This is a genomic window from Micromonospora sp. RTBAU3-60 (assembly GCF_054963695.1).
In genome coordinates, this window is the sequence record NZ_JBUEGB010000116.1 from 1 (window position 1) to 12,529 (window position 12,529).

General features: G+C 69.2%; 8 protein-coding genes and 1 pseudogene. 5 read left to right on the forward strand and 4 right to left on the reverse strand.

Annotated elements, in window-relative coordinates; genetic code table 11:
* Nucleotides 1-146: 146 nt before the first annotated feature.
* On the forward strand, nucleotides 147-947 hold the full coding sequence (locus tag ACY34I_RS38855; RefSeq protein ID WP_462760284.1) for a hypothetical protein: 801 nt from the start codon (nucleotides 147-149) through the stop codon (nucleotides 945-947).
* 119 nt (nucleotides 948-1,066) lie between these two features.
* On the opposite strand, the gene ACY34I_RS38860 is transcribed toward ACY34I_RS38855, so the two are convergent.
* The 3 genes from ACY34I_RS38860 to ACY34I_RS38870 form a co-directional block, all read right to left on the reverse strand.
* On the reverse strand, nucleotides 1,067-2,113 hold the full coding sequence (locus ACY34I_RS38860) for an outer membrane protein assembly factor BamB family protein (RefSeq protein ID WP_462760286.1): 1,047 nt from the start codon (nucleotides 2,111-2,113) through the stop codon (nucleotides 1,067-1,069).
* Nucleotides 2,114-2,176: 63 nt separating this feature from the next.
* On the reverse strand, nucleotides 2,177-3,175 hold the full coding sequence (locus ACY34I_RS38865; protein ID WP_462760288.1) for a hypothetical protein: 999 nt from the start codon (nucleotides 3,173-3,175) through the stop codon (nucleotides 2,177-2,179).
* A 485-nt stretch (nucleotides 3,176-3,660) separates the two neighbouring features.
* A complete protein-coding gene (locus tag ACY34I_RS38870; protein ID WP_462760290.1) occupies nucleotides 3,661-7,281 on the reverse strand; it encodes a S8 family serine peptidase in 3,621 nt (1,206 codons plus the stop codon).
* Nucleotides 7,282-7,589: 308 nt separating this feature from the next.
* On the opposite strand from ACY34I_RS38870, the gene ACY34I_RS38875 reads away from it, so the two are divergent.
* On the forward strand, nucleotides 7,590-8,558 hold the full coding sequence (locus tag ACY34I_RS38875; protein WP_462760292.1) for a helix-turn-helix transcriptional regulator: 969 nt from the start codon (nucleotides 7,590-7,592) through the stop codon (nucleotides 8,556-8,558).
* Between the two features lie 296 nt (nucleotides 8,559-8,854).
* On the opposite strand, the gene ACY34I_RS38880 is transcribed toward ACY34I_RS38875, so the two are convergent.
* Complete coding sequence (locus tag ACY34I_RS38880; protein WP_462760294.1) at nucleotides 8,855-10,042, reverse strand: serine hydrolase domain-containing protein; 1,188 nt, start codon at nucleotides 10,040-10,042, stop codon at nucleotides 8,855-8,857.
* An 87-nt stretch (nucleotides 10,043-10,129) separates the two neighbouring features.
* Between ACY34I_RS38880 and ACY34I_RS38885 the strand changes: the two genes are divergently transcribed.
* The 3 genes and pseudogenes from ACY34I_RS38885 to ACY34I_RS38895 form a co-directional block, all read left to right on the forward strand.
* Nucleotides 10,130-10,786, forward strand: coding sequence for a response regulator transcription factor (locus ACY34I_RS38885; protein ID WP_462760296.1), 657 nt, complete (start codon nucleotides 10,130-10,132; stop codon nucleotides 10,784-10,786).
* A 203-nt stretch (nucleotides 10,787-10,989) separates the two neighbouring features.
* Nucleotides 10,990-11,985: a sensor histidine kinase gene (locus tag ACY34I_RS38890; protein ID WP_462760298.1), complete on the forward strand. Its 996-nt coding sequence runs from the start codon at nucleotides 10,990-10,992 to the stop codon at nucleotides 11,983-11,985.
* 118 nt (nucleotides 11,986-12,103) lie between these two features.
* Nucleotides 12,104-12,382, forward strand: a pseudogene (locus tag ACY34I_RS38895) (IS630 family transposase); the annotation flags it as partial.
* Between the last annotated feature and the right edge of the window lie 147 nt (nucleotides 12,383-12,529).

Below are 12,529 nucleotides of genomic sequence, written 5' to 3' on the forward strand. Positions count from 1 at the left end.
TAGCGCAACGCCAGGCTCGATCCCGCTGCTGACGATCACCCGGAAACCCATGTTCCCGAGATGTCCCCGGCGCGAGGTGCGCCCCGGAAACGACAAAGGCCGCCTTGCTGGATTCGCCCAGCTCCGCCCACCTACGGATTGAGGACGTGGTGTTGGATCATCCGATGATCGATTGGCGCTCGGTGCAGGACGTGCAGGGCGATTCTGGCGTCGTGATCGGGAGGCTTCTCGAGCGGCTCGGGCGCCAACCCGATGCCGCCGTGTGGCACGAGGTCGAACGCCGGCTCGTTGTGGAGGCAGAGTCTTTCTGCTCGGCTGGTTTCGCCGCGCTCCCCCAGCTCAGCCGACTGGCGCAATCAGGCGCCGACGAGTTCCGGGAACGAGCGCTGCAGCTCGCCGCGGTGATCGTACGAACCCTGCATCGGTATCACCGACACGACGACCTGGTGCGGACCAACCCGGAAGCCCTCGCAGTGCTGCACTCGCTTGCCCGGACGCGTCTGGCCGCGTGCACCGGTCCCGCACTGGTCCACCGGTTGCAGGGCACACTCGCTTTCGCCGGCTACACGTTCTGGGCCTCGATCAGCCTGGACTTCACCGACGAGCACTACCATCTCAACTGCCCGCACTGCACAACTCGCCTGGCGATCGTCATCGGCGACTACGGCCACTACTCGGCGATCCGCGACCACAACGACGGCGACATCAGCCGCCTTCCGCTCGACCCCATCACCGCCCAGGACCTGACGGGAATCGGTCGTTGGATGCACGACACCGCAGCCGCGGGCGGCGACACGACCCTCGCCGACGGCCTCACATACCTGTTCGGCCGGGCCAGCTGCAGCATGTGCGGCAGCACGTTCAACCCCGCCGACTGGCTCGAAGCCGAAAACAGCCCCGACCAGCCCATCGACCCGATCGTGCCACGAACCGACCGCTCGACCTAACACGTAGACAACCCACAAGGCCAGGAACCGAGCCTTCTCCCCTTCGACAGGTCCGGACTCGAGCCGCAACTCGCTGTAACGCCGCGTTACGAGCACCTCGCAGCAGTGAGCGATGCCTGCTAACGCAGCGGGGCGGTTGCCGTGGCTGGAATATCGAGCGTGACGAGGTGCCCCTCGCCGATTGCGTGCGTCAGACCGTCGTCTCCGGGAAGCAGCCGGTCAACCCGCGCCGGTAGCCGTATGCGGGCGACGACGTAGGCAGCGGGGTCGATGGCAACCAGCGAGCCGTCAGCGAAGGCGAACAGCGCGCCACCGGGCACCGGGGCCGCGGCGCGAACAGCGCCGTGCGGTAGATGCCGTACGTCAGTAACGGCACCATGGTTCAGGTCGATGACCGCGATGCCGGCATCCTCGATGAGCCACAGCGTGTCGCCGTGAAGGATCGGCGTTTGTGGGCGGAGGTCACGCTCGTGGCGCCACAGCACCTGCACGCCGCTCGCCGGATGAAAAGTCATGACCGTGCGTCGACCGCTGAGGAAGATGACACGGCCATCGTTGCTGACTCCGTAGCTGCCGCCGGCATCGGAGATGATCACCGGCTCCGGCAGCGACCACTGCCTCAGAACGGCCCCGGAAGCGGCCATCACCAGTAGTTTCGGCAGACCAGCGCCCGCGATGAGCACCGCATCGGCGGCAGAGCCACCTTCGGCCCTCCACCGAACCGGCTGCGGCCAGGCAAGTGGACCGACTCCGGCAACCGCGCCGCCATCGAACCGCAGGCACCTGCCGTCGGCGAGGGCCACCCGCATCAACGGGTGGTAACCGCGCCACCCGCCCAGCAGAACAACAGCACCGCAGACGCTGACGTAATACCGAAGGCTCAGGCCGGGCGTCGACCACAATCGTTGCCCGTTGCCCAGGTCGAAGCAGTGCAGAACACCCGCTTGGCTCAGGTAAAGGCAGGACTCACCTGCGATAACGGCCGAGCCCCAGCAATCCTCGACACGCTGTTCCCACAACCGCACCCCGCTACTCGGATCCAGCCGGACCAAACGCGAATGCCGCTCCGCCACGACGAGGGAACCGGACGCCACCGCCATCGCCTGCAAGCCCGACCTCAGATGCAACGCCCGCGACCACAACACGCTGACCGACTGACCCAACACCGCGGCATGATCGCACGTACCGGCACGGTGACCGCACTTCCCCAGACTCAGAGCCAGCTCAATCTATGTCTCGTACGGGTCCCAATGAGCGGCGTAGCGCAGCAGCGAGCGGGCCAGGTCCGGATGGGCCGCCGCCCACCGGGTGTCGAAGAGGAACCACTGGTCGAACCCGAAGAAGCCGTCGATGTACCGGGCGACCTGCGCGATGTGCGGGTCTAACCGGATCAGCGACTCGGTGGGCCGCTCCGCGGGCAGCAGTTCCAACATCTCCAGGTGGATCGGGTCATGCGCGGGCGCTCGGTCGAGGCCGGCGGGCGACGGGGCGTATCCGGGCAGCCGGGCGTAGCGCTCCATCGCCGGGCCGACGTCATCCTCCCCCGGGCCGATGAGAGCCCGCAGCAGCCGGACGTCGTGCGGCCAGCGGTAGGCGTCGGGGTCGTCGACGTCGTGCAGGTGGGCGGCGAGGTCCGGCAGGGTCAGGCCGGGGAAGACGATGGCGCCGGCCAGGTCCAGGTTCCGGGTCGTATCGGGCGATTCCCAGCACAGGCGGACCGAGAAGACGGACTCCGGCCCGGGCCGGGCCAGCCGGACGGTACGGACCGGTACGCCATGGCTGAAGACCCCGCCCGGCGCGGCCGTGCTGGCCGGCAGGGGCCAGGTGCCGTGTAGCAGGAACGCGAGCCGGTCGGGCGACGCGGCGACGGCCTCATCGTCGACGAAGTAGTAAGCCAGGTCCACCTCGTCGTCATCGGTACGCACGCGCAGGGCGTGCTCGCCGAGCCGGATGAAGGTGTCCTCGTCGTCACCCTCCACCCACAGGTGTTCGTTTAGCAGCGCGCGCAGTTCGTCAACGGACTCCGGCCGCGGCAGGTTCCGCTTCCGGACCTCCTCGAAGATCGACTCCAAGCCGTAAACGTTGCCGCCCAACTCACTGTCAATCCATCCGTCCGGGTCGTCGTGCTCCCAGCCGCGGCGGAACCAGCCGAGCACGGTCGCGTCGGGCACGGTGACCACCCGCTTGCTGAACGGCGATTCCTCCCGCCAGCGACACACGAAGTACATGCGGCTGACTCTAGGCAGGCGGTCCGACAGGATGCGTGCCGCGGCGACGGACCACAACCGGCCCGGAGCACGGCGGGCAGCCGCTGTACCCACCCGAGCCAAACCGGCACGTACCCGGCTCGTCAATCGACAACCGGCGGATGCGTCCCGCACATCCGTCGGCGCCTCTGCAGAAGGCAGGTCCGCCGCGCGGGGCCTCCCGCAAACGCGCCCCGTGGTAGTCGATCGGCATGGGGGCGGAGCTGCGGCAACTGCGGATACCGTTGAGTGCTGAGCGATCTGTGCTCGGCGCGACCAAGCCCGGCCGCGACGCGTTCATAGTCGGCTTGCCGTAGCCCGAAGCAGATCGGCATCATGCCGTCGTGGGGTCGGACTGGATCTGGGAGCTGCGAGTGCCGACGGCGGCGCGATAGCCAGCCCGGGCTGCACCGGGTCGCCGGCCGCGGCGGCGGAGGGTACGAACTCCGCCGCCGCGCGGTCGTGTCTCAGCCAGCGGCCACTCCGAACGCCCGGATCACGGTCTGGTCGATGGAGGTGCCGTCGCCGGCGGTAGCCGCGACCCGCAAACTCACCGTTGCGGCACCCCGCGGCTGCCTGACGGTCGCGATGAACGACCCGCCGTCGGCCGGCTTGACCTTACTGACCAGCTGCCAGGTCTCGCCCTCGTCGTAGGAGGCCCACACCCGAAGGCTCACGTCTGCGGGTTCACCAGGGCGGGTCTGCGGGTAGACGCGCAACCCGACCGCGGTAGGTTTGCCAGCCGCCACGTTTCCGTCCACGTCCGTCGGCACGTCGTAGTCGATCTGCAGCAGGTTCAGCGGCGCCTTTCCGCCGTCCGCCGGTCGGCTCGAGGTGAAGCCCCAGGCGGTGTGGCTGCTGGTGGAGTGCCGCCACCACGGCTCGGACCGCGCCACGTCGAGCTCGAGCCGGTAGTTCGCCGGCTCCGCGGACGCCGGCCACGTGCCCTCCAGGCTGGCCCGCTCGGCCACCAGCTCGCCGTTGCGGTAGAGCCGCGAGCGCGGGTCGCCGCCACCCTCGGAGTAGTGCTCGTCGCTGTCGAGCATGCTGCGAACCTGGATCGTGAACTGGTCACCTTCCCGGAAGCCAGGCATGCCCCACCGCGCGTCGTCCTCGTCGAGGACCGACGGGACACCCGGCCGGACGACCGATCGGAACCAGTCCTCGGTACGCTGCTCGCCGAGCGTGTAGGAACGGTCCGCCCCGACGAGCGCTCCGTCGTAGCGGGTAGTCCGCCAGGTCAGCGGCTGCCACACCACATCGCCCGGGGTGACCCACTCGGTACGCGTGGACGGGATCGCGATCTCCTGCGCCTGCCGCAGCACGAAGCTGTCGTAGGGGCGGCGCGGGAAGAGCGCCTCCAGCCCCCGCTGTCGCGAGCCCGCGCCGTAGTAACCCGCGGATGTCCGGGCCAGCGATCGGTGCTCGACCGTCCGGTCAATCGTCGCCGGCACGTGCCCCGTGAGGTACGGGAACAGGTCGTAGACGTACGGGCTGTCCGGAATCCCGACGATCTGCAGCTGGTTGCTGCCCGCCGCCACCGCCAACAGCTCCCGGCCCGGCGCCTGCTCCATGGTGAACGACGGGATCGGTGAGGTGGCGGGGACGTCGGCCAGCAGGAAGCCCGGCCGGTTGTGGTAGATAATCGCTGCCGTCGCCCCTGCGTCGCTCACCGTCTGGACCTGGTCGGCGACGGCCACGTCGTCGGAGTGCTCGACGAGCGCCACCTTGCCGGCCAGGTCGCGGCCCGCGACGTCCTCGGGTGTTCCCCGCCCGGCGTCGGCCAGGTCGTACGTCTTCAGCCCGTTGACGCGGGGCGAGCCGATGGCGTACTCCGCGTCCAGCGTCGAGCGCGAGCCGGTCAGTCGCATGGTGAACTCCGGTGCGTAGAGCTCCCAGTGGGAGGAGAGCTCGAACTCTCCCCGGGTGACCGGCTCGGTCTTCGTGGCGTATACGACGTCCACGTACCTGTCGAGCAGGTAGTGCACACCAAAGCTGTGCTTTTCGGACGCGCGGTGGTAGCCGAGGGTGATCTCGCGCGCCTCCGTGGCCTGGGGAGTGATCGGGTTCAGCTGTTGTCCGGCACGCGCGTCGAGCAGGATGTGCGTGTCCTCCGTCAGCTCAATCTCCGGCTTGCTGACCATTGCGAGGTCAAGCCCGAACATCCCGGCGTCGTCGAGCGTCCACAGGAAGCTGGTCAGGCTGTAGGTGCCGACCGGGACGGAGAAGACGGCCGGGCCGGCGCCGCCCTTGCCCTTGGCGCCGAACCTCCGGTCGACCCACAGGTCGGTGTCCAGGTTCCACAGGTCGACGGAGCTGAGGGCGCCAGCCGGGGCACCGTCCTGGGTGATGCCGTCGACGGTCAGCTGGACCATCTTGGGCTCCTTGAAGACCCCGAAGCTGGTGTGCAGCCTCGTGCCGTCGGCGGCGGTGGCCAGGATCCGGCCGTCGTACAGCCCCGTGTCGCCGAGGTTGGGATCCAGGGTGAGCCGGACGTCCGAGGTTCCACCGGCCGGCACGATCACCGTGGTGGTGTCGATGGTGAACATGCCTGTCGGGGCGGCCGTGCCGGTGGTCGTGACGGCTTCGAGGGCGAGCGCCAGCGTGAGATCGCCGGATCCGGTGTTGCGGTAGGTGATCGTCTTGGTAACGGTGTCCCGGGAGGCCTCGGACCAGGCGTATTTGCCGAAGCTGACCGAGCCCGGGCCGGCTGTCACCGGCTGGGTCACGGCGCGGGCGACGTCCACCCGGCCGGCCCCTACGTCGTACACGCTGGTGTCGGCGACATCGGCGGACGAGCCCATCAGGGCGTCCTTGAGCTGCTGGCCGTGCCAGTCGGGGTGGCGCTGCTTGAGGATCGCGGCGGCCCCGGCGACGTGCGGGGCCGCCATGGAGGTCCCGGAGGCGGCGACGTATCGGTCGTCGACCGGCGTGTCCAGGGTGGTGCCCTTGGCCCGGGCTGCCACGATCCCGACACCGGGGCCGGCGATGTCCGGCTTGATGGCGTAGTCGCCGAAGCGCGGGCCGCGGCTGGAAAACCAGGCCATGGCGTCGGACTTGTCCACCGCCGCCACCGACAGCGCAGCGTCGGCGTTACCGGGGGCGCGCGCGGTCAGTTCGTCGGGGCCGGTGTTGCCGGCGGTCGCGACGAAGAGAGTGCCGGAGGCGGCGCTCAGCTCGTTGACGGCCTGGCTCATGGGGTCGCTGCCGTCGCTGACCTCGGTGGAAAGGCTCATGTTCACCACGTTGGCGCCGTTGGCCACCGCCCACTCCATGCCCTCGATCAGCCACGAGCCCATGCCCGAGCCCTCGTTGGTCATCACCTTGCCGATCAGCAGGTCGGCGCCGGGCGCGACACCGACGAGCCGGCCGCCGGAGGCGGCGCCGGTGCCGGCCACCGTCGAGGCGACGTGGGTGCCGTGGCCGTGGCCGTCGACGATGCCCGTGCCGCTGAAGTCGGCGGATCGCACGACCTGGCCCTCCAGGTCGGGGTGGGTCGGGTCGTAGCCCGTGTCGAGCACCGCGACGGTCGTCCCGGTGCCGTCGTAGCCGGCTCTCCAGGCGTTCGGGGCGCCGATCTGCGGGACGCTCTCGGCGAGGTCGGGCTTTAGCACCGGGTCGAGCCACACCCGCTTGACGCTCGTGGCCGAGCGCTGCCCGGTCGCGGCGGCGCGCAGCGTGCCCTTGAGTCCGGCCCAGAATTTTTCCGCGTTGGTGGCCGGCACCTCGACGGCCAACGCGTCGATGCTCTCCAGTGTCGCCTTCCGGGTGCTGTGTGCCGGGGCCTGCCGGGCCGCCAGGTTGCGGGCCCCGGCGCCGTCCTCGTACTCCACGATGAGCGGGATCACCCCGTCCCGGGATTCGCTGTCGAGCAGGTCGGTGACGTTGAAGAGGTCGCGGTCGAGGGAGCCGGCCGCGATGTACGGCTGGGCCTCTAGCGGAATGACGTACACGTCCTCGCCGCGCTCCACGACCTTGACGTTGCTGCGGGTCCCGTCGTCGCGCGGTAGCAGCGTCGCCAGGTAGGTCCCGCCCAGCTCCCGGGCGACCTCCACCCGGTCCCCGGTGACCAGTGCGACGGTGCCCAATGTGGATGGCGCGCGCGAACCGGCCGGCATTGGCCCGGTACCGGCCGGTGCTGCCTGTTGCGCGAGTGCCGGCGGTGCACCTACCGCGACCATCGCGGTGGCAGCCGTGACGGCGAGAAACCTGGTCCAGGCACGGCCCGGATCCATCGCACCGAGCAGACCATGCGGCATCGCAAACTCCTTGTGGCAGGCCGGGCGGGTTGAGTTGGAGGATCGCAGCGGTGGAACCGGGTTCGCTAGCATCGGTGTCGTCGTCTTCACGCCGCTGTCAGGAATACGCCACCGAAGGGCGGTAGCGGGTGGATCTGATGTCGTTGGGCCTGACCGCGGACGAGAGCGCGATGTATCTGCTGCTGGTCGACCGACCTGCCGTGACCGTCGGCGAGGTGGGTGAGGACTGGCGCTCCAGCTCGAGCATCTCCGCCGCCGCCGTCCTGGCGTCGCTGGAGGCGAAGGGCCTGGTCACGACGCTGAGCGGGCGCCCAAAGCGGCACGCCGCCGTCGCCCCTGATGTGGCACTGGACAACCTGGCCCGCGTACGCGAGCAGGAGATCGCCAAGGCACGTGCCCTCGCCGGGACGCTGACCGAGCGGTGGCGGCGGGCCGGACGCGCCACGGTGCCCGCGGAGCTGATCGAGATCGTGGTGGGTCGGGGCGCGACCCTGCAACGTTCCGAGCAGATCCAACGAACCTCCACCGAGGTGCTGATCATCGACGCCCCGCCGTACGCGGCCGAGCACCTGGGAAACCCGCTGGAGAGCCAGCTGCTGACCGAGGGAATGGCCAGCTACCGCTGCCTTTACGACCGCACCGCGCTGAAGGTCGCCGGCAAGTACGAGGCGATCCGGGCACTGGTCGCTGACGGGGAAGTCGCGCGGGTGATCTCGGGACCGCCGCTCAAGATGGTGATGGGCGACCGTCGCATCGCGATGCTCCCGTTGGAGACTGCCCCGGAGGCCATCTCCGTCGCCGCCGTCGTCCACCCTTCGTCGCTGCTGGACTCGTTGCACCTGCTGTTCGAGACGTTGTGGCACCGGGCCACCCCGCTCGTCCCGGGCTCGGCACCCGGGTCGCTGCAGGCCGCACAGCGGCTCGAACCGCTGGATCAAGACGTGGTGCGCCTGCTGGTGACGGGCCTGACCGACAAGGCGATCGGACGCCAGCTCGGCCTCGCGGAGCGGACGGTGCAGCGGCGGGTGCACCGGATCATGCAGACGTACGGAGTCCACAACCGACTCCAGCTGGGGGTCCGGCTGGCGCAGGAGGGCTGGGCCTGATTCGCCGGCAAGTGTTCACCGCACAGAACGACAGCTGACTGTCCGCCAACGTGCGTAGCCCGGGCATTACCTTCGTCATCACCGGGCTGTGGCGCAATTGAGGTCCCCCTCCCCCGGGATCTGGACACCGGGTTATGCCGCGATCTGGTGCAGCAGAGTCCTAGGCCCGAGAGAACAACCCTGTCGGCGTGCAGGTTGGCGTGCTCGGCGAGGCCGTCGCGGCATAGCCCGTCGCGTGATGGGGTCACGCCTGATGTCGAAGGCACAACGCTGACGACATCAGGCGTGACATGGATCTACCTCTGCCCAGTGATCAGCTGCCGGGCCATTGCTTCGATGGGTTGCGTCACGGGCGGGTCGTAGTTGCTGAACACCACGACGGTCCACCGGCTGTCGGGAAAAACCTCGAGGCTGGTGGAGATCCCGGGAGATCCGCCGCCGTGGCCCAAGGTCCACTGACCACCGGCGGCCCTTCCGATCGGGCCGTAGCACTGCAGCGTCACCGGCGGCGGTCCCGGAGGCGGCGGCAGCGGCGGCGACCCCGGTGGTTGCATCGGCGGCATCGGCACCTTCCCACCGGCGTAAAGCTGGAGGAATGGCGGACCGATCAGCTTGCCGCGCAGCAGTGCCTGGGTGAAGCGGTCAAGGTCGGCGCAGGTGCAGAAGGCCTCGCCGGCCGGGGTCCCGATGAAGTGGCGACTGTCGATGTCGTCGATCCGCTCGCCCGACTTCGGCCTGGTGTAGGGATGGGCGATCCGGGGATCCGTGAGCCACTGCGGTTTGGTGTAGAAGTCCGAGCTGCTCATCCCGGCGGGTCGGAAGACGTTCTGCCGCACGTAGTCGTAGTAGGACAGTCCGGACACTTTCGCCACGATCGCCCCGAGCAGGTGGAATCCGGCATTGCTGTAGGCGTGTGAGGCCCCGGCGGGGAACGCCACCGGCATCCCCCGGATGATCTGCGTGATCCCGTCCATGACCTGCTGGGCGCTGGTCCAGGTGCGCGCGGTCTCCCAGAATCCTGGCACCATGTGGAAGTCGCCCAGCCCGGACGTGTGCGTGAGGAGGTGGTGGACGGTTACCGCCTCCCCGATCTCGGGCGCGAACCCGTCGAGGAGCGTGCCGAGCTTGGCGCCGAAGGAGAGCTTGCCCCGCTGCACCAGCTGTACCACGCTCAACGCGGTGAGCACCTTGGTCACCGAGGCGAGGGCGAAGATGGTGTCGGGCCCGTTGGGAATGCCCAGCGCCTTGTTGGCCATGCCGAATGACCGGCTGAGCACGGGCCGCCCGCGGTGGGTGAGCAGCAGCGAGCCGGAGAACTCGTCCTTGGCCGCCAGCTCGGCGACGAATTTGTCAAGCTCCCCACCGGGTTTGAGGCCATCGGGCACCTTCGCGTAACCCGGGTCCGCTGCGGCCGGGTCCCAGATCGCCAGGGCCAGAGGTGCCGCGCCGGCGAGCGAGAGGATCGTTCTTCGTGTAGTGGTCATGAGCCACAGGTCTACCGGCGGGCGCGTATGGCGGGCCGATCGAGCGACCATACGTGATCCATAGGTGGGCCCGCGCATACTTGTCGGATGCGGGTGCTGCTGGTGGAGGACGAGCAGCCGCTGGCCGGTTACATCGCGGTCGGGCTGCGCAAGCACGGGTTCGCCGTCGACATGGCGTTCGACGGCCGGTCCGCGCTCGACAAGTGTGAGCTGACCGCCTACGACGTGGTGGTGCTCGACCGCGATCTGCCTGTGCTGCATGGGGATGCGGTGTGCCGGTGGCTCGCGCAGGACGGCACCGCCCGGATCCTGATGCTGACCGCGTCCGGTACGGTCGAGGACCGGGTGGGCGGCCTGACCCTGGGCGCGGATGACTACCTGGGCAAGCCGTTCGCCTTCTCGGAGCTGGTGGCGCGGGTGCGTGCGCTGGCCCGGCGCAGCACCCCGGCGCGCCCTCCCGTGCTGCGCCGCGCGGACGTGGTGCTCGACCCGGCGCGGCGCGCCGCCGAGCGGGCCGGGCGGCTGCTCTCCTTGACTCCCAAGGAGTTTGGCGTCCTGGAGGAGCTGCTGTCGGCGGGCGGCGATGTCGTCAGCGCGGAGACGTTGCTGGAGAAGGTGTGGGACGAGCACGCCGACCCGTTCACCAACGCCATCCGCATCACGATCGGGACGCTGCGCCGCAAGCTGGGCGATCCCCCGCTCATCGAGACAGTGACGGGCGGCGGATACCGGATGATCCCGTGAAGCTCAGGCTCACCGCCCGCACTCGGCTCACCGTCCTTTACACCGGTCTCGTGCTCGCCGCCGGACTCGTCCTGACCGGGTTGACGTACCTGTTCATGCGGCGCCGTCTCGGCCAACGGTTGGTACGCATCGACCTTCGGGGCCCAGACGACACGGTAGAGACCGCCCCGCGTCCAGAGGACCTGCTGCCGGATCTGGACCGGTTGCGGGACGCGACCCTGCACGAGCTGCTGATCCAGGCGCTGATCGCGCTCGCCGTGGTGACCGCGCTCGCGGCGCTGCTGGGCTGGCTGGTGGCGGGGCGAGTGCTGCGCCCGATCCGCGCCATCTCCGCCACCGCGCAGCGCCTTTCGGCGGAAAACCTTTCCGAGCGGGTTCCGGTCAACGAGCCCCGCGACGAGCTGGCCGCGCTCGCCGCGACGGTCAACAGCATGCTCGACCGGATCCAGGCCGGGGTGGCCAGCCAGAAGCTGTTCACCGCCAACGCCGCGCACGAGTTGCGCACCCCGCTGACCACGATGCGCACCGCGATCGACGTCACCCTCGACGGTGAACCCAGCCGAGATGAGCTGATCACGATGGCGGAGGACATTCGCACCGCGATCGGCAAGAGCCAGCGGACGCTTGACGGGCTGCTCGCGCTGGCGCACAGCCAGGCGGCGACGGGACGGCGGCGCCTGGTCGACCTGTCGGATTTTGTCGGGGTCCCGGACGAGTCAAACCTGCGGCCCGCCCCCGTGGTCGGCGACCCGGTGCTGCTGGAGATGATGGTGGCCAACCTCGTGGACAACGCCTTGCGCCACAACGATTCCGAGGACGAGATCGAGGTGGAGACCCGGGTCGAGGGCGGCGAGGCGTTCCTGCGCATCTCCAACGGCGGCCCGGTGATCGCTTCGGTCGAGACCGAGCGCCTGCTGGAGCCGTTCGTGCGCGGCGAGGGCGGCCGCACCGGCGGCGAGGGCGTAGGGCTCGGGCTGGCCATCGTGCACGCGATCGTCCTGGCCCATCGGGGCCGGATCCGCCTGGACCCGCGCGACGGCGGAGGGCTGTGCGTGACGCTGTACTTCCCTCTGCCGGACCCGCGATGGCCCAAGACCGCGAATGAGCTGGGGTGTTCTGGACCGGTTGTTGACTTACCGAGGTTGCTCCCAACAAGTCCTACCAAGATGTCTGATCTTTCCAAGATGTCCCCGAAGTAAAGCAGGTCAAGAACAGGATCCATCTCGACTTGCGTCCTGTCGACGGCACGCGCGACGCGGAGTTGGCGCGGCTGACCGAGCTCGGTGCGGCCGTCGTGGCTGACCGCCGTGAGGCCGGGCGAAGAAGAACAAGGTCGAGCTGTGCTTCACCCCGACCTACGCTTCCTGGGCCAACCCGATCGAGGCCCACTTCGGCCCGCTGCGGCAGTTCACCCTGGCCAACTCCCACCACCGCAGCCACCCTGCGCAAACCCAGGCACTGCACCGCTACCTGCGCTGGCGCAATACCAACGCCCGCCACCCCGACGTACTCGCCGCCCAACCCAAGGAACGCGCCCGCACCCGCAGCGAAAAGGGCATTCGCTGGGGCGGACGCCCCCTCAACACCGCGGCCTGACCAACCGCGAACCGCAGCCCCCGAACGCCGACGGGGCAAGTTCAGGAGAAGGACAGCGACAGAAGGATGACTCAGCAGGCGAACGGCTCGATCTCCCCCGCGAAGACGATGACCTGGTCGATGAGGCTCCGCCGCAGATGGACGACA